The sequence below is a fragment of the Caballeronia udeis genome (assembly GCF_001544555.2).
GTDB lineage: Bacteria > Pseudomonadota > Gammaproteobacteria > Burkholderiales > Burkholderiaceae > Caballeronia > Caballeronia udeis.
On the sequence record NZ_FCOK02000046.1, the window covers coordinates 40,396 to 62,828 of the forward strand.

Here is a 22,433-nt window from a genome sequence, read left to right on the forward strand (position 1 = left end):
CGTTGGCACTGCACTGACCGGTCTCGATCAGGCATGTCCCGCTCGTCCGCAAGTCGCGAAGCCGTTGAAAAAAATGGCGGTTAATCCTAATCGAGCTATAATGATCCATATATTTCAACATCGATCATATGGCACGCTTGAGGTTCGCGCTTTACTTTTGCGTGGTCGGGCTTGCTCCTAGTTCTCTTTCTTCCTTGAGGTATATCTTGACCGACTTACTCCGTGACGCTTATGCCGTCCTGCTGCCCGCCTTCGGTGGCCTTGAACTTGCCGATAATGTGCTGCGCTATCTCGACAACGGTGGCGTCTCTGTTCTGCTAGGGGAATCCCGCGAAGAGTACGTCGGGCGGGCAATGAGTGCGGACCGGCGCGCAAGCGAGACCGCTGAGGCTTTTATCTCCATCACGCGCACGGCGCGTGAACGGGCCGGAAGTAATGTGCTGGTAGCAATTGATCAGGAATTTGCCGGCATTCCGCGATTGCACGACCTTGTACCTGCACTTCCGTCGCTCGCGGAAGCACTCGAGTTGTCGTCGGACGAGATTGTCCATAGGTCGACCGTCATGGGCCAGGCGGCGCGTCTGCTCGGTGTGAACGTTTTTCTCGCACCTATCGTTGATGTGGTAACGGGCCCGAATCCGTGGCTCCATAATCGGAACCTCGGCAAAAATCCCGCGGAAGTTAGCCGTCTTGCTTGCTCGTTTGTGCGCGGTGTTCAAGCTGCAGGCATCGCCGCAACGGCGAAGCACTTTCCCGGTCATCCAGTGACAGAACTCGATCCCGCCCTTTACGAGGCAGTGGTCAAAGGCACCCTGGAAGATTTGAAGCCTGGCTTGAACGTCTTCCGCGACGTGATCGAAAGCGGCGTCAAGGCTGTCATGGCCGGACCGGCTCTGGTGCCGGCGGTGGATGCAGCGCAGCCCTCGAGTACGTCGCGTGACACCTTGGCCCTGCTGCGTGGAGAACTGGGATTCAAGGGGCTTATCATCTCCGACGACATTGATGCACCCGGTATTTTGCGCGGCCGTGAGATCGATGCGACCGCTGTGGCGTCGCTTGCCGCTGGGGCCGATTTGTTACTCCTGTCCAGCGAAGCCGGCCTGGACCACATTGCTCAAGCTATTGTGAACGCCGTCCAGAGCGGCGTGATAGAACATGCACGGCTTGCCGAGGCGGCCTCCCGAGTCCGCGCGCTTGCGAGCGAACTCAGTGCCGGTAGTTTTGCGGGTGGAACTTCCAAGCAGGCAAAAGACTGAGGCAAGCCATGAGCGAAATTTCCCGGCAAGCGTATAGCGTTCTATTTCCAGTAGTTGAAACCCTCGAACTTAACGAGCACATCCTCCGTTTTCTTGATCAGGGCGGCAAGAGTCTGCTGTTCGGTGAATCAGGCGAAGAATATGTTAGCGGACGGCTAAGCAAGGAGAGGCTGGAGCGCGAGACGCTGAGCTCATGGCATCAAACGATCGAAACCGCCGTTGATCGTGGGGGCAGACTTATTCTTGCCGCAGACGCCGACATCGCGGCGGTACACCGTTTGCAGGGCCTGGCTGCGCCATTACCGGATCGCGTGGCCGCGCAAGCCCTGTCGGCTGAAGCGTTGGAGGAAATCTGTTTTGAAATGGGACGGGGAGTTGCGACTGTTGGAGTGAATCTCGTTTTATCGCCGACCGCGGACATTGTGACGGGCAACAACGCGTGGTTAGCAGGACGCACTTTGTCGGAGGACCCTGAAGTCGCTGCCGCGATCGTGCGTGCATACGTGCGCGGTGTGCATCGTGCGGGCGTCAAGACGACGCTGAAGCACTTCCCAGGTCATCCTGTCCTGACGGGTGATCTCTCGACGGGCGACGCAAGGGTCCCCTTGTCGCTCAACGAACTCCGGGCCGTCTGGGCCCCCTTCCTCGCAGGCATTGAGGAAGGGGCTGACGCCGTCATGATGGGGCCTGCGCGTTTCGATGCGGTAAAGCCCGCAATAGCCGGCTCTTTGTCCGCTGACCTCATGGGGTCGTTGCGTCAGGAACTCGGATTCAAGGGACTCGTGATGACGTGTGATCTCGATCATAAATCGACCATCGGTGATGCTTCTCTCGGGGAAGTGGCGGTTGCAGCGCTTGTTGCGGGCGCGGACTTGCTTCTGTTATCGACCAAGGCTGTGCCTCATCTCGACGAGGTAGCGCAGTACATTGTGAAAGCGGTGGAACGAGGAGTACTTGACGGTTCGCGTCTAAAGGCCGCCCACGCGCAAGTGTGTGCTCAGGCGGAGCGCCGTCTCATCTGACGAAGCCTTCCGCAGCTCAGCAAGACCGACACCGGGGCGGTCTTTGGCTGCGGCCTGCCGTCGCGTTGATGGTCCGAACGTGAAGCCCCGATGAATCATAACGTCGTCGCGTTCAAACCACGCCGTTATCAGTGCGCTGTTATAGGTGATTGCGCGCCCGGTCCGGCGATCCGGACATGCAAGCACGCGTCTTGAAGCAGCATTAAACGCGCTGCAGCATTGCTTGTCGCGGCGAACACGTCCGTATCAGTCCTCGCCGCCCCAAATCGTGCTCGTGGCTGGACGGACGAGGTAATCGCGCACCTCTACAGGGAGCGAAGGGTCGTCCGGTGACAGCACAGTCGCATTCCGAAGATGATGTCGCGCGAGATTTCCATTCGAGACATGCTGGAACGCCAGGCGCGTGGAGAAGGGCTGTCTGTACGAGGACGACGCGATCGCGGTATAGAGGCCGTAGAAATATCGGTTAGGACGCCGATGTTGCTGGTTGAGAATTGAGAAGGTGACCTCGTTTTGCTGTTTGCTTTCGGCGTCGATTAAAAAAATCCGATCACCCAAAAGCATGCAGAACCCGTGATAAGTGAAGGTATATCCGGACTTCCCGCTTCCGTCCAGCAAGGGGAAGCGCTCTACGGTGACGTAACGGGTAGAACCGGCCCGATGATACAGCCACGTAACCGAACGCAGGATCTTCCCCTTGTAGATCGACGAGTTGTGGTACCGATAGTAGACCCCGAGCATGCCATGCAGAGCCTCGTCCGAGCTTTTCAGCAGCGGCAGCATACGCAATAGTTCCGGTGCCGTATGGAGGTCAAAAGGCAGGGCGAAATTGCGTCCATCAAAGAAAGACTTGAACTCCGTGGGTGGCCGGAAAAGTTCGTCCGGCTCCATCAGGAAGAATCGCGCGATCTTCTGCAGGACTTTCTGCGCGGGCAGATGTTGCCCAGCTACGTACTTGTTGAACTGCTGACGATTGATGTCCAGTTTTCTGCAGAACTCCGCCACCGACTCGAATGAGTTGGCCAGCTGAGTCAAATTGGCAGACACGTTCGTGAGGTCTTGGTGTCGATCCATGGTCCTGGTCGTAAAAATAGGTGATTGCTGGAAGTTCATTATCGGGCACCTCTTACCCTACGAAGCGGCGCTCGATCTTGCGCGACTTAACGTTTGCTAATTTTGCCCACTCGTTACGCACGATTCGCCGCGCCTGCGAATTCATACTGAATGACATCCTCGCGAAATGCGTCAATCTGCGTCAAGAAGAGAAGATCCGTGATGGCGAGGTACGCGACGTTTGATACACGACGTGCCGGCAAGGCACCGTCCAAAGTTGCCTCGAAGCATCGATCGCTCTGCGAAGTAAGGATTCGCAAGGGTTCGCGCATCGTGCGTCAAGCTGCGCAATTTTATCTATCGAAGCGAAATTGAGTCACGAAATTTCGCGATGAATACTTCACGACAGAAACAGGCAGCCAGGTGGCGACGCTGCATTGTCGACCATCAGAGCAAGAGCGCCGCCTCGTCCGCCACTGCTCTTGGTGTAACACCATGCGATGGTGTCTGACGAAATTTATTCACTGAAATTGGGGGAGACATGATGATGCGCAAGACTCAGTTTTTGATGATCGCAGCTGTGACCTTTGGCATGACGTCAGGCCCGTCTGCTTATGCGGACACTGTCGTAAAGATAGGTCATATCGCCCCATTGACGGGTAACCTCGCGCACCAAGGGAAGGACCTTGAAAATGGCGCACGTCTTGCGGTCGATGAAATCAACCAGTCGGGACTGGTTATCGCTGGCGAGAAAATAACGCTTGTCCTGGACTCCCAGGATGATGCGGGCGATCCTCGGCAGGGAACGCAAGCGGCTCAGCGACTGATCGACGACGGAGTGGTGGCTGTAGTAGGGCACTTGAATTCCGGCGTCAATATTCCCGCGTCGAAACTTTACAACGATGCGGGTATCACCAATATCACTCCTGCTGCATCGAATCCAGTTCTGACACTCCAGGGATTCAAGACTGAGTATCGGCTGGTGGCAACCGACGCTCAGCAGGGCCCCGCTCTTGCTAAATACGCCGAAGCCACATTCAAGCCGAAGACCGCCGGCGTTGTTGACGATGCAACCGCGTATGGACAGGGGCTTGCAAACGAGTTTGCAAAAAGCGCTGCGGCGATGGGAATGAAGGTTCTTCCGCGAGAAGTCACCAACGACAAGGCGATCGACTTCAGAGCGATCCTGACTAAACTCAAGTCCGAACGTCCGGATGTGATCATGTTCGGAGGGATGGACGCGACTGGCGGCCCGTTTGCCAAGCAGGCGAAGCAACTGGCGATAGATTCGAAGGTGCTTCTGGGTGACGGCGGCTGTACGGCCAATCTTCCCGAGCTTGCTGGCGCCGCTGCCGGTTCAGTTTATTGCTCTGAAGGTGGAATGGCCATTACCAAGATGCCAGGCGGTATCCAGTTTCAGAAGAAGTACGAAGAGCGTTTCAAGGTGCCTGTTCAGACCTATGCGCCGTTCAGCTACGACGCGGTCTACGTGATCGTGGACGCAATGAAGCGCGCTCAGTCCGTTTCCGCGGCGAAGGTTCTTGCCGTCATGCCCACTACGGATTATTCCGGCGTGACGGGGAAAATCCAGTTTGCTCAGAATGGAGACCTGAAGCAGCCCGTTGTTTCCATCTATCGATATCAGGACGGCCAGAAGACGTTGGTGGACGTCATGAAACCCTGAATGGATTCGAGCCGGCGTTAAGGTCAGGGATTTATGCCCGGTTGCGGAGATCAACTTAGCAGCGAGCCGCGGACCGAAGGATGGCTCACTCAGCACTTTTCGTGCGTCCGCGTTTTGAGCAGTTTCCATGCTCGCCGTGGACAACCACTATTCGAGGATTTGTTGTGACTAATTCAATTTCACCGTCCGTCAAGCAAGCGGTAAACCTGCAGCTTCCCATTCACACTTCCCCTTGGGATCACAAGGCGCTCAGCCCATCTTATGCGCAGGGGGTCGCGTATGTCGACGACCGTTATGTCCCTGTGGGCGACGCCAGAATTCCGCTGCTGGACTGGGGCTTTACACGATCAGATGCCTGCCAGGACACAATTTCGGTATGGGACGGACAGTTCTTCCGTATCGAGGATCACCTCGACCGGTTCGAGCGGTCATGGAAATCATTGCGGTTGACTAATCCTCTAAGCAAGGACGAGGTCCGTGACGTCGTACACAAGCTTGTGGCTATTGGCGGATGGCGCGATGCCTATGTTCAGATAATCATGACACGCGGCATACCGCCAATCGGCAGTCGAGATCCCCGGCAATGTCAGAACCGCTTCCAGGCATTTGCCATTCCTTATGTCTGGATTGCAAGTCCGGAAAAGCAGAAAGACGGGATGAGTGTTCATGTGAGCGACATTCGGCGCGTCCCTGCTCAGTCCGTGAGCCCGTTAATCAAGCATTACCACTGGCTCGATTTCGAAATGGGTCTTTTCGAGGCACTGGATTGTTCCGCGGACACTGTATTACTCAAAAGCATGGATGGTTTTATCTCGGAGGGCCCAGGGTTCAACGTGTTTGCCGTAGTGGATGGGAAGCTGGTCACTCCCAAGACTGCTGCTTTGGACGGGATGACTCGCCGAACGGTGTTGGAGTTGTCCAGCGAGATCGGCATCGAAGCGGAGGAAATAAATCTCGACCTGGATAGCCTTATAGCGGCTGAAGAAGCATTTCTGACCACGACCGCGGGGGGCATTCTTCCGGTGACTGTGGTGAATGGGCGGAAAATTGGAAACGGTCCAGGTGCGTTGACGGCGAAGTTGCATCGAGAGTATTGGGATCGCCGCACGAGCGGATGGCTCGGGTCGCCCGCACTCTACTGGTGAGAACGCACACCGATCTCAAGGAAGAGAGGGGGGCCGGGAAATCCGGACAGTCGGTTAGATGGAGTCGCTGGGATCTGAGATAGGCATGATGCCTACATAGGAAACCAGACGATGACGAGGAGAATCCGGTGCGCGGACTTAGAGGCGTTCGAGGCGAAGGTGGCGCTGGCAGCAGTGCGTGGCTAGCGCAACTTGTACCTTGATACATGCCTCCAATGCGGATCAAGGCGCGTCCCACAGGCGTTTGCAACGCTCTTTACGACGACCAGTTCTCTCGGAAGTCGTTATGTAACGTGAGCCCACCATCTGCAAAGATAGTATGCCCAGTTACATACAACGCTTCATCGCTCGTAAGAAAAGCAAAAATATTCGCAACTTCAGCAGGAGAAGCAGCACGGCCTAACGGGATGCGGCGTTCTACCCGTGCGCGTTTTTCGTCGTCACCAGACCAGGAAGCGTTCAGCGGGGTTAGCGTGGCGCCAGGCGCTACTGCATTGACGCGGATTCCTCTGTCCGCATATTCGAGAGCTAGCGTTCGGGTAAGATTGCCCAGACCGCCCTTGCTCACTGAGTATGCCAAAAAACTGGGTTTGGGGATAACCTCATGATTCGATGAGTTGTTCAGGATTAAGCCGGAACCTTGCTCAAGAAAAATTTTAATTGCTTCCCGGCTACATAAAAACGGCCCACGGAGATTGACTGATACAACCCTGTCAAAATCTTCAGCAGAAAATAGGTGCGACGGGCTTTGATGATTAATTCCCGCGTTATTAATAAGGATATCAAGGCCTCCGAACAAATCTCGAGTCTCAATGAACGCCTTAACAACTGCTTGTTCATTTGTGACGTCAAGGTAAGTTGCAAACACTCGCCCTTCATGCTTTTCGTTGAGATTTTGTAGGACCTTGTCGGAAACTTCAGGTCGACAAACGTCGCCGATCATCACGCGCGCGCCGTCGTTTAAAAGTCGTTCAGCAATTGCAAGTCCGATTCCTTGAGATGCACCGGTCACCAAAACTCTTTTTCCTTTGATTCCCTTCACGATGATCCTCCTCCCATTAGAGATGCCGGCTGGCGTCGCGCGCCTTCAATTGATTGAAAGTTGGCTTAGCTCGTTTGATCCTGTTCGTCCATCCAGCGAGTCTGCTTTCACTGGTTGCGGAGTGACGTTACACGTTGAGTCGGCGAATCGCTCAGCACGTGACGCTTTATTGACAAATAATATAGTCAAAGTACAATGATGTCAATACAAGTAAGAGGCGCCGATTTCCCTGGCTGTAATCGTACGCAACTGCTGTACGGTAGCTGTGAATGAGCGGACGCCGCGCGTCTTCGGGCAGGCGGTGGCCGGCGTGCCAATGTCAATGATGGCGGCCATCGCTCCGTGCACGCGATTTATGGCTGTTCTTTGCGTCAGGTACCTACTTCATAAATAGGTTCAACGGGTTCAAGGAATTACTACATTGTCATTTTTTAGATAGATAATGTCTTGATTGGACAACCACTACGAACTGAAGGCGACGAGAATGTAGCTATACCTAGGCAGTTGGCCGTAGATCCACGTTGAAATTGCATTTCCAAAAGGAGTCGAGCCATGGCTGAGCAACTGGTCGGTTGGTGCGCGTTGTGTAAGTCACGTTGCGGCGCAACCTACACCATTGAAAATGGCCGGCTCACAGGAGCGGGTCCCGCTCCGGAGCACCCAACCGGCAAGTCGCTTTGCATCAAAGGGAAGGCTGCTCCGGAAATCCTTTACCACCCTGACCGACTGCTCTATCCACTCAAGCGCACGAATCCCAAAACGGCCGACGATCCTGGCTGGGTTCGCATATCGTGGGAGGAGGCGATCGGAACAGTGGGCCAAAAGTTGCGGGCCATTCGGGCCGAACATGGAGCCGAAGCCGTATGCTATTCGACGACGACACCTAGCGGGACCGCACTCAGCGATGGTGACGACTGGATAGACCGCTTGATTCGGCTCAGCGGCTCCCCTAACTGGATTAGCAGTACGGAGGTTTGTAATTGGCATAAAGATTCGTCGCATGCGTTTACGATCGGAACAGCGATCCCTTATCCGGACTACGAGAACACGGAAATGATCGTGTTCTGGGGATTCAATCCGACTTCAGTGTGGCTTGATCAAGCCACTCAAGCCGCAGCGGCACGCGCGCGCGGCGCAAAAATGTTAGTGGTTGACCCACGTCGTTTTGGTTTCGCGATGGGTGCGGATCATTGGCTTCGGGTCCGCCCGGGCGCAGATGGCTTTTTAGCCATGGGTATGATGCGCAGGATGTTCGAGACGGGCGCTTTTGACACCAGGTTCCTTAGACGCTGGACCAATGCGGCACTGCTCGTGCGTGAGGACGACGGCCAGTTCCTGCGAGCTCGTGACGTCGATTCGTCACAGGAGGCGGACGCCTTTGTGGCGGTCGGGGACGACGGCGCTCTGGTGTACGTTAAGAGAAACTCGGCTGTAGAGGGGGACAAGCTGCTGGAGGCTCGCTTGTCAGCGTCTATCGAATTGGAAACATCCACTGGACGCATTCACTGCACCACCTCCCTTGATCGGCTTAGACAAGCGTTCGAGGCGAAAACACTCGATGAAGTGGCGGAAATTACATGGATCCCGGTCGAACAAATCATTGCAGCGGCGGACGCATTGGGTTCGGCGAAAAGTGCCACGTATTACACGTGGACAGGACTCGGCCAGCACGCTGAATCGACACAGATCGACAGAGCATTTGCAACGCTGATGAGTCTGAAAGGCGGGTTTGATGCGATGGGCGGAAACCTCGTCCTGCCGGGTCACCCAACGAATAAGGTGGCCGGTCCCCAGCTTTTGGCTGCGGAGCAACTCGCAAAGGCCATCGGTATGAACGAGCGGCCACTTGGCCCTCCGAGCGTTGGCCGCATTGTTGCACACGATTTTTACGACGCTGTCCTCAACTCGGACCCGTATCAGCCTAAAGCGCTTGTTGGATTCGGGTCAAACCTGACCGTTGCTCATGCAAATTCCGCGCGAGGCAGGGAAGCCATGAGGGCATTAGACTTCTACGTCCATTGCGACATCTTCGAAAATCCCACGGCTCGTTTCGCCGACATATTGTTGCCTGTCAATTCCCCGTGGGAACGAGACGCCATGCGCGTGGGTTTTGGCTCCGGCCTGAAGGCCGAACAACATATACAGTACCGTCATAAGATGGTGGAGCCGATCGGCGAATCACGTTCCGACGCTGAGATTGTTTTTGCGATTGCCAATGAGCTGGGATTGCGTGATCAATTTTTCGGTGGGGACATTGATGCGGCGAGGTCTTATATTCTGGAACCTCTCGGGGTTACGTTAGAACAACTAAAGGAAAATCCGGAGGGAATAAGCCTGCCGCTAAAGCAGCGCTACAAGAAATACGCGGAAGTGGGTGACGGAAAGGTCAATGGATTCAATACTGAGACAGGCCTTGTTGAACTCTATTCCGCGCTACTTGTGCGTTTCCAGCAACCGGGTGTTCCTGAGTTCGACATCGGGATTTTGCCATCCAACGAGGAGTTTCCCTTTGCCTTGACAACGGCCAAGGCGGGTTATTTTTGTCATTCGCAGCACCGTCAGGTTCCGTCTTTGCGCAAACGCGAGCCTGATCCAAGCGTCAGTCTGTCGCCTGAGGCAGCGGAAGGATTAGGTATAGAGGAAGGCGACTGGGTCGACATACAAAACCACGACGGAAGCATCCGGATGCGCGCGAAAATCGACAAGACGCTCCACCCTCGGGTGGTGCGTGCATCATACGGATGGTGGAAACAAAGTGAGCATGAGGGGTTATCAAGTTACGATCCTTATAGGTCGGGCGGGTCTAACTACAATATATTGGTGGATGCCAAGCGTCTTGATCCAATGAGTGGAACCGCGGGGCTTAGGTCGCAATCGTGTAATGTTGTTCCGGTCAAGGCTCGAAATCCAAACGGCTGGCGAGGATTTCGTCCGATGCGAATCCGGCAGATCAGGCGCGTGGCGGACGAAGTGACCATGGTGACATTCGAGGGCTTGGATGGCGCGACGCTGCCGGATTATGAGCCAGGGCAACACATCACAGTCAGTCTCCGACCGGATGGATCAGAGACGGAGATCATTCGTTGCTACTCACTGATCGGATTGGCCCGGCAAGAGGATCGAAAGACGTTTTCTGTTGCGGTAAGGTTTGTGCCTGCGCCACATGATCGTCCTGAATTTCCTGACGGGAAAATGTCGGAGATCATGAATCGTCGAGTGACGGTTGGCGATCGGGTCGATGTGAAGGCACCGGGTGGAGATTTTGTAATACCAGCTATTTCGCGTCGACCGATCGTGATGGTAGCGGGCGGGATCGGCATCACACCGTTTATGTCCTATCTGGAGACGGTTGCGGCCGCTGGTGCAAGTCACAGAATCCACCTTGTGTACGCAAACAGGTCCCAATCGACCGAAGCATTCGCTGATCGGATTGCCGAGTTTAGAGCGCGTATTCCTACTTTGACAGCATCGCGGCACTGGGGGGCAACGGAGGGACCGCTCCCTGACGATGTTGTCACCACACGTATCAGTATCGAGAATCTCCTGCGTCCTGACTTCGAGGAGGCACCTGCTATATATTTCTGCGGTCCTGCACCGATGACCAAAGCGTTAAGGCAAGCGCTGAAGGACGCTGGACATCCACCCAGCCTTGTATTCGAGGAGACATTTGCACCGGCGCAGGTTGACCAAAATAGTCTTCCTACCGGGGAGTATGCGGTCGTGTTTTCGAAGTCAGGAAAGACACTCACGTGGTCTCGCGAAAAAGGATCCATTCTGGAACTGGCTGAGTCGGCCGGGATCAAAATTACCAACGGTTGCAGAGCGGGGCAGTGCGAGTCGTGTGAAGTGAAAATACTGCATGGCGAGTGTCTGCATCGTGTGCACGTTTCGCATCCTGGTGGAGATACGTGTCTCGCATGCCAGGCCGTACCTACCGGCGATGTGACAATTGAAGCATGATCAGAGATGTTCTTTGTCGGAGCCCGTACGGGACGGTTTACGTGAATTGGTGGGGCATACAGAACGAGTGTCGACTACATGAATATCATGGGAGATAAATGGATCTATTGCTTAAGTCAATCAGCTTATGATGTAAACGTACTGCCAGTAGACATTCCCACTTCGTCAACGCATCCTGTGACAATGCAACAAAATCACATAAACAACGAAATTTCGCTTAATCTGAATAAGCCTACGCCTGCGCGTCCGGTAAGAGCTAAGGTTCAGCGTCTGTTTATGAACCAGGAGGTGTCACCACACCGCCATCCTTGGGCGCAATTGGCGTTCTCTATTACCGGGATGACACGATTGATTGTCGAAGACGGTGTCTTCATTGTGGCGCCTTGGCAAGCGTTATGGATTCCCGCAAATGTGGGGCATGCAGTTACCGTACCGGCAGAAACAGAAGTCTATACGCTCTACTTTTTGGAAGACGCCATACCCGTGCCGCCGAACCCTGTCAGTGGCAGTGCGCGTTGGGAGCGATGCAGGGTGATAGAAGTGTCGGATCTGCTGAGGGCGGTGGTGCTGCAGATGGACCCGCGTCCCGACGACGATATGCCAACAGTTCCTGACAGGCCTGAACGGGAAAGGCTGCTTGTCAACGTCGCAATCGAAGAACTTTCGATAGCCCCGTCTGTTCCGCTCGGTATTGAACTCCCTAAAGAGCGACGGATACGCCGACTATGCCAAGCTGTGCTGGAGAATCCCATGCGTCACTCCACCCTCGACACGTGGGCGGAACACGCTGGCGCCAGCCCTCGGACGATCGCTCGTCTTTTTCGCCGGGAGTTGGGGATTGGGTTTTCACAATGGCGGAAGAAAGTACTTCTGGCCGAGGCAGTTTCGCGAGCCGAAGACTCAAAGCCCATCAACGAGATCGCTGCCGAGCTTGGCTACACGAGCACAAGCGCTTTCAGTGCGATGGTGAAGCGCTCAGCTGGAATGTCTTTGACTCAATTACTTTCCCGACCCCTCGCGTCAAAAATCAAAACACCCCAGGACTGAATAGGGCCGCGCGCGCAAAAGTCGCAGATTGCGAAGAGCGGAGCACTCCCTTCGTCCTAGCAGGCACGCCGGCAAGTACCGGGTCGGGATGCATCCATGCACGCAGGCGTCCATTCGTTTCACTGTTTCGGGCGCTGACGCAGGCTATCTTTCACAACGTTGGAAGAGGGCTTATCGAGGTTGAAGCTGATTTTAAGCAGCAAACAAAAACCGGCTATCAGTACGATCATGCATGTAGAGACAATTAAAAGGATGCTGTGGGGGAAATACTTAAGCGTGGCAATCAGCTCGTTGGTGTGACCCATGAATAAGTCCGAATGCATCTTAACCGCTCCTAATGTCTATTTATCAAGTCACTCAGCCACAGAAATTGTCCGTTGACGAACGGAACGACACTGAGGGCCGGATGTGAGCGCGGCATGATCTATCTACATAAAGCTGTGGTGAATAATCAGTCAAGCTTCTGATCCCTTCGCCTCATTGAGTAGTAGCCACCACGCGCGTTGCCTGGCGACGTGAAGTGCCGCAGTATCCGGCCAAAGCCATATAGATAGTTAAACTAATAAAATTTGAAAAATCGTAATCTATCGAGAGGAACGTCGGTGACGAAATTGCTGGGGTCCGTCACCGACTCGGCATTACACGGAGTGTCAGGATTCTCCGTAGCCGCCCCCGCCCGGTGTTTCGACCACCAGGACCTCGCCATGTGGAATCAACTGCTTGCCCTTGCCATTGAGTGTCTTTCCGGAAGCAAGCGAAACCTTGCCGGGTGCGCCGTCGGAACCACCAAATCGGCCGCGCGCCGGATTGTGAATGCGATCCAACGCGGCGAACAAATAAAACGGATGCCCGTCACGGTGTCCGATTTCGATGACCTGGCCCATGCCGCCCCTGAACTTCCCGTTTCCTCCGCTGTTGGCGCGGAATTCCTTACGCCAATACACCAAGGGGGTAATCGTTTCGATGACTTCGATCGGCACACCTGATACGCCGCTTGGGAACGCCGTAGCGTTCAGTCCGTCGGCGTTCGGACGTGCGCCCGTACCACCCGTCAGCACCGACAGCGCGGAGAATTGTTGTGTATTTGTGATGCCTTCGGTCACGCAGGCATCGTGACCATCCTCGAGGATCAAGTTCCACAATGCGCCGGCGCCTTCGGCAAGCACCCGATCCGGACTGATTTGTGCCAGGCAGTTAAAGACAACATCAGGAAGCATTTGTCCAATGACGTGCCTGGAGGACACTGGCGAAGGGCGGACCGCGTTTAGGATTGACCCTTCCGGGGCAGTGATCTTCAGTACAGAAAGCGTGCCCGAATTATTCGGGATGTTAGGGAATATTGAACAGGCGAGTCCGAATGCGCTATAGGCCTGGCAATATGAAAGCGGTACGTTGATACCCCGTGCAGAGATGCGCGATGTACCCGAATAGTCGAGTTCGATCCCTTCCTTCGAAATCTTGAGCCGAGCCTGGAGGGTGACTGGATGGTCGTACCCGTCGAGCGTCATGGAACCCGACACCTCGCGTTCCGGAAGCTTGGCGATCTCCGCGAGCACGGCGCGACGTGACCGGGCGATAATTTCGTCAGCGAGCTCGCTCAAATTATCGAGCTTGAACTCCACGAGCATCTCACCAAGTCGCTTGACGCCGATGGCGTTGCAAGAGGCAAGCGAAAACAGATCGCCTTCCGCTTCCGCTGGATACCGGGAGTTCGCCCGGACGAGTCTGATCAGGGTCTGGTCCACTACACCGGCATCGATCATACGCGACGGTGGCACGTAAAAGCCTTCCTCGAAGACATCCCGGCCGTCCGGGCCAAAGCCGATCCCGCCGACATCCATGAAGTGGCAAGTCGATGCAAAAAGCCCGACCATCTTGCCATGATGAAATGCTGGCGTAACCATTACAAAGTCGTGCAGGTGGCCTGTGCCCATCCATGGGTCGTTCGTGACGAATACATCGCCTTCCTTCATTGTTGACGCCGGAAAAAGGCGCAAAAAGTGAAGCACCGATGTGGCCATGGTATTGACGTGGCCGGGCGTACCCGTCACCGCTTGCGCAATCATGCGGCCGTCGTAGTCGAAATAACCGGCCGACAGGTCGCCGGACTCGCGCACGATTGGGCTGAAAGCAGTGCGTCGAAGCGCCTGCGCCTGTTCTTCCACCACGGCAATGAGTCGATTCCACATGATCTGAAAGTCGATCTCGCCCATAGCCGAACGGCGCGCGTCGACAGGGGTTTGGCTGGTATGTGTTGCTTCGGTCATGGTCTTACACTCGCTAAATGGGTTTAAGCGCGCCGGTTCAAGACAATATGGCCAAGCTCATCGACCGTCGCCGTGAATGATGACGTAACCACAGTGCTAGTTTCCTGTTCGGCGATGATCGCTGGCCCATCGATATGAAGTCCGGGCTTCAAATAGTCGCGCCAGTAGACAGGCGAACGCGATGCAGCGCCGTTGTCCGGATCGTAGAGATCGCACCAGCCGACGCGTGGCTCGTCCACGCCGAGCGTCGCAAGCGGAAGCGCCTGAGTAGCGAGCGGATTCTCCACGGCGGCAGTCACGGCCCAAGTGACAATTTCGATTGCGTGCTCGCGCAAGGCCCGACCGAAGATTTGCTCGTACGCTTGGGTGAAGGCGTCCTTTAGCGCGGCTCGGACCTCCTCGTTGGACGCCGTGTCAGGCATGTCTACCTCCAGCTCATGCCCCTGACCAACGTAGCGCATGAAGGCCGAACGCTTGACGGAAACTGGGAAGCCGTTGCTCGCCGGTTTCACGACGGTGATTGCCTCCTCTACCATCGGCTTAAGCAATTGCTCTATTTCCGCAGCATCAAGGCCGGACAAATGAACGTGGCGGCTTCTGACAACCTCATAAGCGACAGGTGCTTCCAGAAAGCCTATGGCTGAGCCTACGCCGGCCCCGCGAGGAATGATGACCTTGCTCAGGCCGAGCTTCGTGGCAAGGCGGGCTGCGTGAAGGGGCGCCGCGCCACCGAAAGCGATGAGCGCGCGTTTGCGCAAGTCTTTGCCGAATTCCGCCGCGTGAACGCGACTGGCATTTGCCATGTTTTCCTCGACCATCTCGCTGACCGCCAGAGCGGACATGGTCGAATCCAGCGAAAGCGTGTCGCCGATTGCTTTTTGCAGTGCCGTGCGGGCGAGATCAGGACGCAGTTGCAGCTTGCCGCCGGCGAAGCGCTCCGGATCCAGCCGTCCCAGGACGACGTCCGCGTCGCTCACTGTGGGGCGAGTGCCGCCGCGTCCGTAAGCCGCTGGGCCAGGATCGGACGATGCGCTTTCAGGACCGACAGCGACCCGGCCGAGCTCATCGACCCGAGCGATCGAGCCGCCGCCCGCGCCGATCTCAACCATTTCAATAACAGGAATCCTCACCGGAAGGCCACTGCCTTTGAGAAAACGTTCGGTACGGTCCACCTCGAACGTGCGGGACTTGAGTGGTTTGCTGTGGTCAATGAGGCATAACTTGGCCGTGGTGCCACCCATGTCGAAGGAGATGATTTCATCCAATTGACATTCGCGGGCAACCTTTGCCGCCAGGATCGCGCCGCCAGCGGGCCCTGATTCGACCAAGCGGATGGGGAATGCCGAAGCTTGTGAAATGGTCGTTAAACCACCGCCAGAGCTCATCAGCAGGATCGGGCAGGTGAGGCCACGTTCTGTCAGTTTGCGTTCGAGCCTTCCCAGGTAGCTTGCCATGACAGGCCGGACATAGGCGTTTGCAACGGTCGTGGACGCACGCTCGTATTCGCGGACTTCAGGGCAAACCTCCGAGGAAATGCTCACCGAAAGTTTCGGCAAACGTCGAGCGATAAGGTCGCGCGTGCGCTGCTCGTGGTCACCGTTTGCGTAGGCGTGAATATAGCTGATGGCCAGGCTTTCGACGCCCTGTTCCTCGAGCTCGCGAGCTCGCTGAGCGACTTCGTCTTCGTCAAGCGGAAGCAGTACGCCGCCGTGAACATTCAGGCGTTCGCTCACGGTAAATCGCCACTCCCGCGGAACCAATGGCACAGGCTTCTTCAGGAAGATGTCGTATTGATCGTGACGGCTTTCCGTGCCGATTTCGATCGTGTCACGAAATCCCTTCGTGGTCAGTAGTGCGGTGCGGGCGCCACGCCGCTCAATGATTGCGTTGGTGGCAAGGGTTGTTCCGTGCAGGAAAAGGCCGATCTCGGACAAAGAAGTTTCTGCCTGCTGACAAAGCTGAGTGACGCCGTCGAACAAGCCGATCTCGGGTGCATGGTGAGTCGTCAGCACCTTGATCGACAGTCTGGAACTGCCACGGTCCAGTACCACGTCCGTGAATGTCCCTCCAATATCTACCGACAGGCGCAAGCGTTGATCGGGCATCGCAGTCGTCCTTTGTTGTATTGACAATGTAGTAAGTTTCTTGGACTAATTTTTACTTGTCAACATAAATCTGTAATGGCGGGCTGACGGCCGTCATTCAACGCCGCGAGGCATGGGGGCTCAGTCTATTGAGGAAGGTAAGGGGGAAAGTAAGGGTAAACAGCCTCAGTATTTTTTGATCCTCAATGCCAAAACAGGCTACACAAAGCGCTTTTTTCGTACTAGGATGCGCTCTGAAATGACAAATATGTAACTTTTCACATTTTGTGCTTTTTGGAGTGTCCCTATGAAGACTACCGCTGTTACGTTCGACGATCTTGCCTCCTCCGTCATCGCGGTGCCACCGCTGGCACGTCACGAAGACTACAGATTGAATCGCGCAGAAAATCAGCGGCTTATCCGCCACCTCGAGGGGGGCGGAGTGACCTCGCTGATGTACGGCGGCAACGCAAACTTCTATCATCTGCCGACGGGACAGCTTGCGGAAGTGCTCGACATGCTTGAAGAATTTGCAGCGCCCGATTCGTGGGTGCTGCCGTCCGTGGGCGCCGATTACGGTCGCTTAATAGATAGTCTGCCCATTCTCAAAGCGCGAAATTTCCCGACGGTGATGGTATTGCCAGCCGTCTTTCCCACTACGCTCACCGGTGTCGAACGTGGCATCCGGGAATTCTCCGACGCGCTCGGCAAGCCGGTCATCCTCTACCTCAAGCGCGATGGATATCTTGACGCAGATGGCGTGGAGAGGCTCGTAAGCGAGGGCCGCGTGGTGGCGATCAAATATGCGGTCGTGCGCGAGGACCCCTCGAAGGACGCTTTTCTTTCAGAATTGTGCGCTCGCATCGACCGACGTTATCTCATCAGCGGTATTGGCGAGCGCCCCGTCGTCGAACATTTTCGCGACTTCGGCCTGTCGAGTTTCACGTCGGGGTCGGTCTGCCTCGCGCCCAACCTGGGTACGAAGTTGCGTGGCGCGCTTGGCGCACTGGACTACGAAAAAGCGCGAGCATTGGTTAGTCATTTCATCCCCCTGGAAGACTGCCGCGACAGCATCTCGCCCCTACGTGTGCTGCATTGTGCAGTCTCCGATGGTGACGTGGCGAGGACGGGCGCCTTGATGCCGCTTATCGATGCCGAACTGACCCCGGCGCAGCGGCTTGCCGTGCGCGAGGCCGCGTGGGACTTAACGCGGGCGGAAGCCAAGCTCTCGACTTCCACCGCAGCGTAGCGACCAACCTTCGACTAACCATAAACCAACCATAACCTTTGTTCGTTTGGAGATCGACATGATGAAGATGACCGCCACCGCTCTTGCTGCAGTGCTCCTCGCGGCAGCGGGTAGCGCCGTGGCTGCTCCCACGGTAGACGTATTGCACTACTGGACGAGTGGCAGCGAAGCCTCAGGCCTGAACGAGTTGAAAACGCTGCTGCAGAAAGAAGGCGTGGTCTGGAAAGACGCGCCGGTGGCGGGGGGCACGGGAATGAACGCTGTGCAGGTTCTTCACGCGCGAGTTGCCGCGGGCGATCCGCCGGCAGCAGTGCAGTTGCAGCCCTCGCAGATTGCTACGTGGGGCAAGGAGGGGCAACTTCGAGATCTGGACGATATCGCCACAAAGAACGGTTGGGACAAGATCATTTCGCCCGAACTCATCCCCTATCTGAATGTTGATAAGCAGTACGTTGCAGTTCCTGTCAATGTTCACCGCAACAATTGGCTGTGGTACAACAAGCAGGTATTTGACAAGCTGGGTCTCGCTCCGCCGAAGACATGGGACGAGTTCAATGCCGTTGGCGACAAGCTGAAGGCGGCGGGCGTGATCCCACTTGCCCTGGGTGGTCAGCCATGGCAGGAACTCGATTTGTTCGAAAACCTCGTGTTGGGTATCGGTGGCCCAGAATTTTATCGGAAGGCGCTTGTCCAGCAGGACGAATCGGCCCTGCGCAGCCCTACTATGTTGAAGGTGTTCACTGAGCTTCGTAAGCTCAACGACTACGTGGATCCCAACTATCCGGGCCGGGATTGGAATCTCGCCACCGCAATGTTGATTCAAGGCAAGGCCGCCATGCAGATACAGGGTGACTGGGCGAAGGGCGAGATGCTTCTGGCGAACAAAAAGGCTAACGTCGACTACGGTTGTGTGCCGGCTCCGGGTACCGCTGGCGACTTTACCTGGATCATTGATGCTTTCTCGTTCTTCAAGACCAAGAACGCTGATAAGGTCGAGGGGCAAACGGACATGGCTACTGCAGTGCTGGACAAGAACTTCCAGGAGGCCTTCAGCTTGAAGAAGGGTTCGATTCCCGCACGCGTGGACGTCTCGTCGGCCAAGTTTGACGAGTGTGGCAAGCAGTCTTTCGTGGATCGCGCGCAGGCACAAGCCAACCACACCACGATTCCCTCGCTCGCCCATAACGCGGCCGCCGCCGAAGACAAGACCGGTGTGTTTCTGGACACCATTTCGAGTTTCTTCGAAAGCAAGAACATGACGCCCCAGCAAGGCATTGATCGCCTGGTGTCAGGCCTCCAGTCGCTGTAACAGCAGGAAGTCAAGGGAACGTACAAGCTCATGGCGCACACCCTTGCCAGCGGACATGACAAGGGTCGCGTTAGCCAGACAACATGACGTGGAAAAGCAATGACACAAGGAACATCACAAGTTGGCTCCAGTCGTGACCGGATCCAGATTCCCTCTCCTCGCGAGTTCGGACACTGGATTGGCGGGCAATGGACCACGAGTCAAGGCGAGCCCTTCATCCGGGAAAATCCGGGCAATGGAGAACTCGTAGGGCGATACCGCAACGCTACGCCGGAAGAAGTGGATTCAGCGGTCCGTTCAGCCAGGCACGCTTTCGACCAGGGAGTTTGGTCGGATCTGTCCGGGGAAGACCGGTCCAGAGTGCTTGAGCGCACGGCACAGGTAATACTGGCAAGAACTGAAGAGCTCGCCGCATTCGAAATGGCGGAGAGCGGCAAACCACTGAGACAGGCACGTGCCGAGATCGAACGGTCCGCGGCGCTATGGTCGTACGCAGCCACCCAGGCCCGCTCGATCAACGGCTCGAGTTTTGCAGCGCTTGGAAAGGGGCTGACGGCGCTCACGATCAAGGAGCCCGTTGGACCTGTCGCGATCATTACACCGTGGAATTTTCCGTTTCTGATCATCAGTCAGAAGCTGCCATTTGCGCTCGCGGCGGGTTGTACGTGCGTGGTGAAGCCGAGCGAGCTGACGCCGGCGACTACGCTGCTCCTGGGCGAGATTCTGAAAGCGGCGGGCATGCCCGACGGCGTGGTAAACATCGTTGCAGGTCACGGCGATCCGACTGGAGATGCACTGATCTCTCACCCCGACATCGAGATCATTTCCTTTACCGGATCCACCCGGGTTGGCAAGCACGCGATGAGAACGGGTGCGGATCGAATCGCAAAGGTCGCGCTGGAGCTCGGGGGTAAGAACCCGCATATCGTGTTTGCAGATGCCAATCTGGAACACGCATTGGATGCCGTGCTGCACGGCGCCTTCGCCAACGCCGGACAGTCCTGCAATTGTGGCAGCCGGTTGCTTCTCGAACGGTCAATCGCCGACGCGTTCACCGAAAAACTCATCGCTGCCGCAAGAAAAATTCCGGTAGGTAGTCCGCTTGACGAAAATACGCTCGTTGGTCCGATCATCAACGAAGCCCAGTTTAATCGGATCATTTCGTTGATCGCGGCAGGTAAAGAGGAAGGCGCTATTCTGGCGCTGGGCGGTACGGACCGGCGTATCAATGGAGGGCGCTATATCGATCCGACCATTTTCGTTGATGTGACCCGAAGCATGAGAATTGCCCGCGAAGAAATATTTGGCCCGGTACTGTCCATCCTGACTTTTGAGAGCGCTGAAGAAGCAATAGCGCTGGCAAACCACACTGCGTACGGATTGTCTGCAGGGGTTTGGACACGTGATATTTCTGTGGCAATCCAGGCCGCTCGCGGTATCAAGGCGGGTACGATCTGGATCAACACCTATCTGGATGGCCCGGCGGAATTACCGTTTGGTGGTTATAAGGAAAGCGGTATCGGCCGGGAAGTAGGCCTCGCAGGGGTGGAAGATTTCATGGAAATCAAGACGATTCAAATCCGTGATGCGGGGTATTCCCCGCGCTGGATTGGCCCCCGTATAAGCCCGGACAGCAACGATCGATCAGCAGGGTGAAAAGCATGGAATATGACTACATCGTCGTAGGCGGCGGCTCTGCCGGGTGCGTTGTTGCCTCGCGACTGAGTGAAGATCCCGACGCCACGGTTTTGCTGCTTGAAGCAGGTCGTCGAAACGATTCCTTCCTGGTGCGCTGGCCTGCGGGATACGCCCGCTTGCAAGGTGACAAGGTTCGTTACGAGTGGATGACGACGCCTCAAGAGCAATTGAACAACCGTCGAATGCTATTTCCGCAGGGAAAGATCCTGGGCGGCGGTAGTTCGGTCAATTCGATGGTCTATATCCGCGGTCATCGCCGCGATTTCGATCACTGGGCGTCCCTCGGAAATGAAGGGTGGAGTTACGCGGATCTTCTCCCGTATTTCAAGCGGTCCGAGGACAACGAAAGGCTATCGAACGCATTCCATGGCATCAACGGACCAATGGGCGTGTCTGACCAGCGCTCACCGATCGATCTCAGCCGACAGTTCATCCGGGCTGCTCAGGAGGCGGGCGTTCCCTACAACCCTGACTTCAATGGTGCTGACCAGTATGGCGTAGGTTTCTATCAGGTTACCCAACGAAACGTACGGCGATCCAGCACCGCCTTCGCTTTTATCTATCCCGCGCTCAAGCGAAAAAACCTCACGGTGGAAACCCAGGCCCGGGTGACGCGAGTCGTGGTGGAGAACGATCGGGCGGTGGGCATCGAGGTCGTGAGAGAGGGGAAATCCTCGTCCGAGACGATTCGAGCTAAACGCGAAGTGGTCGTGAGCGCCGGCGCGATCAATTCGCCCAAGCTTTTATTGCTCTCGGGCATCGGGCCGGCGGACGAGTTGCGCAGGTCGGGCATTTCGGTGAAGCTCGACTTGCCCGGGGTCGGGAAGAACCTCCAGGATCACATGGATGTCTACTGTTGCGCCCGGCTCAACGCACCGGTCAGCTATAACGGCCAGGATCGCGGGCTGGCGCCGTTCAAGCATGCACTGCAGTTTTTGATGTTTGGTACCGGCGCGGTGTCCAGCAATGTGTGCGAGGGCGGCGCGTTTGTCAGCACGACGGGTGAGAACGATTGGCCGGATATTCAAATGCACTTTCTCCCGGCCTACGTGATCGATCACGGCCGCGTTCGTGTGGCGGGCCATGGCATGACTTTGAATACGGCGTATCTCCGGCCGGAAAGTCGCGGTGAAGTCACGCTCGCGTCGTCCAATCCGATTGATGATCCGCTTATCGATCCGAGATATCTATCCGCCGAAGCGGATTGGCGTCACAGCATCGAGGGCTTCAAAATGGCTCGCGAGATACTTTCACAGTCGACGTTGCGATCAATCACGACAGAAGAGCATCTGCCGGGGAGCGGTGTCCGCACGGACGAGGAGATCAGGAGCTATATACGCGAATGGGCGAAGACAGATTTCCATCCTGCCGGCACGTGCAAGATGGGAACGGATGACAAGGCCGTTGTCGATAGCGATCTGAAAGTCCACGGCATCGCCGGACTGCGCGTGATCGACGCCTCGATCATGCCGACTGTTGTCAGCGGCAACACCAACGCTTCGTCAATCATGATTGGTGAGAAAGGAGCCGATGCAATTCGCGGAAAGCGACTGGCGCCTGTTCGGTCAGAAGTGGGAGAGGCGGTCGACGTTGTCACCTAGCGGCATCGCGTTATCA

The 22,433-nt window shown here is 56.1% G+C and carries 15 protein-coding genes; 10 read left to right on the forward strand and 5 right to left on the reverse strand.

The annotated features are described in order from the left end of the window. Window positions 1-206 precede the first annotated feature (206 nt). Together AWB69_RS27650 and AWB69_RS27655 are read left to right on the forward strand one after the other, a co-directional pair. Window positions 207-1,256, forward strand: coding sequence for a glycoside hydrolase family 3 N-terminal domain-containing protein (locus tag AWB69_RS27650; protein WP_062090016.1), 1,050 nt, complete (start codon window positions 207-209; stop codon window positions 1,254-1,256). A gap of 8 nt (window positions 1,257-1,264) precedes the next feature. Then, on the forward strand, window positions 1,265-2,278 hold the full coding sequence (locus tag AWB69_RS27655) for a glycoside hydrolase family 3 N-terminal domain-containing protein (RefSeq protein ID WP_062090017.1): 1,014 nt from the start codon (window positions 1,265-1,267) through the stop codon (window positions 2,276-2,278). 246 nt (window positions 2,279-2,524) lie between these two features. Here AWB69_RS27655 and AWB69_RS27660 read toward each other — a convergent pair whose 3' ends face one another. Beyond that, window positions 2,525-3,391, reverse strand: a complete 867-nt coding sequence (locus tag AWB69_RS27660) for a helix-turn-helix domain-containing protein (RefSeq protein WP_231937255.1) — start codon at window positions 3,389-3,391, stop codon at window positions 2,525-2,527. Window positions 3,392-3,875: 484 nt separating this feature from the next. On the opposite strand from AWB69_RS27660, the gene AWB69_RS27670 reads away from it, so the two are divergent. Continuing rightward, window positions 3,876-5,015, forward strand: a complete 1,140-nt coding sequence (locus AWB69_RS27670; RefSeq protein WP_062090046.1) for a branched-chain amino acid ABC transporter substrate-binding protein — start codon at window positions 3,876-3,878, stop codon at window positions 5,013-5,015. Window positions 5,016-5,179: 164 nt separating this feature from the next. Further along, entirely contained in the window at window positions 5,180-6,160 is a 981-nt protein-coding gene (locus AWB69_RS27675; RefSeq protein WP_231937257.1) for an aminotransferase class IV, read from the forward strand. 256 nt (window positions 6,161-6,416) lie between these two features. Here the strand turns inward: AWB69_RS27675 and AWB69_RS46070 are convergent, their stop codons facing one another. After that, a complete protein-coding gene (locus tag AWB69_RS46070) occupies window positions 6,417-7,202 on the reverse strand; it encodes a glucose 1-dehydrogenase (protein WP_075643997.1) in 786 nt (261 codons plus the stop codon). Between the two features lie 552 nt (window positions 7,203-7,754). Here AWB69_RS46070 and AWB69_RS27685 point away from each other — a divergent pair. Beyond that, window positions 7,755-11,162, forward strand: a complete 3,408-nt coding sequence (locus AWB69_RS27685; RefSeq protein ID WP_062090021.1) for a molybdopterin-dependent oxidoreductase — start codon at window positions 7,755-7,757, stop codon at window positions 11,160-11,162. Between the two features lie 78 nt (window positions 11,163-11,240). After that, window positions 11,241-12,209 carry an AraC family transcriptional regulator gene (locus tag AWB69_RS27690; protein WP_231937258.1) on the forward strand — a complete coding sequence of 323 codons (969 nt, stop codon included), beginning with the start codon at window positions 11,241-11,243 and terminating at the stop codon, window positions 12,207-12,209. Window positions 12,210-12,328: 119 nt separating this feature from the next. Here AWB69_RS27690 and AWB69_RS27695 read toward each other — a convergent pair whose 3' ends face one another. From AWB69_RS27695 to AWB69_RS27705, 3 genes are all read right to left on the reverse strand, one after another. After that, complete coding sequence (locus AWB69_RS27695) at window positions 12,329-12,514, reverse strand: hypothetical protein (RefSeq protein ID WP_156528987.1); 186 nt, start codon at window positions 12,512-12,514, stop codon at window positions 12,329-12,331. A gap of 345 nt (window positions 12,515-12,859) precedes the next feature. Further along, on the reverse strand, window positions 12,860-14,476 hold the full coding sequence (locus AWB69_RS27700; RefSeq protein WP_062090024.1) for a hydantoinase B/oxoprolinase family protein: 1,617 nt from the start codon (window positions 14,474-14,476) through the stop codon (window positions 12,860-12,862). Window positions 14,477-14,499: 23 nt separating this feature from the next. After that, window positions 14,500-16,581 carry a hydantoinase/oxoprolinase family protein gene (locus AWB69_RS27705; protein WP_062090025.1) on the reverse strand — a complete coding sequence of 694 codons (2,082 nt, stop codon included), beginning with the start codon at window positions 16,579-16,581 and terminating at the stop codon, window positions 14,500-14,502. A 286-nt stretch (window positions 16,582-16,867) separates the two neighbouring features. On the opposite strand from AWB69_RS27705, the gene AWB69_RS27710 reads away from it, so the two are divergent. The 4 genes from AWB69_RS27710 to AWB69_RS27725 all read left to right on the forward strand — a co-directional run bounded on the left by AWB69_RS27710 (window position 16,868) and on the right by AWB69_RS27725 (window position 22,417). Then, window positions 16,868-17,809, forward strand: a complete 942-nt coding sequence (locus AWB69_RS27710) for a dihydrodipicolinate synthase family protein (RefSeq protein WP_062090026.1) — start codon at window positions 16,868-16,870, stop codon at window positions 17,807-17,809. 58 nt (window positions 17,810-17,867) lie between these two features. Continuing rightward, a complete protein-coding gene (locus AWB69_RS27715) occupies window positions 17,868-19,118 on the forward strand; it encodes an ABC transporter substrate-binding protein (protein WP_062090027.1) in 1,251 nt (416 codons plus the stop codon). Between the two features lie 99 nt (window positions 19,119-19,217). Beyond that, complete coding sequence (locus tag AWB69_RS27720) at window positions 19,218-20,774, forward strand: aldehyde dehydrogenase family protein (RefSeq protein WP_075643998.1); 1,557 nt, start codon at window positions 19,218-19,220, stop codon at window positions 20,772-20,774. 5 nt (window positions 20,775-20,779) lie between these two features. Beyond that, window positions 20,780-22,417 carry a GMC family oxidoreductase gene (locus tag AWB69_RS27725; protein ID WP_062090048.1) on the forward strand — a complete coding sequence of 546 codons (1,638 nt, stop codon included), beginning with the start codon at window positions 20,780-20,782 and terminating at the stop codon, window positions 22,415-22,417. Window positions 22,418-22,433: the final 16 nt, after the last annotated feature.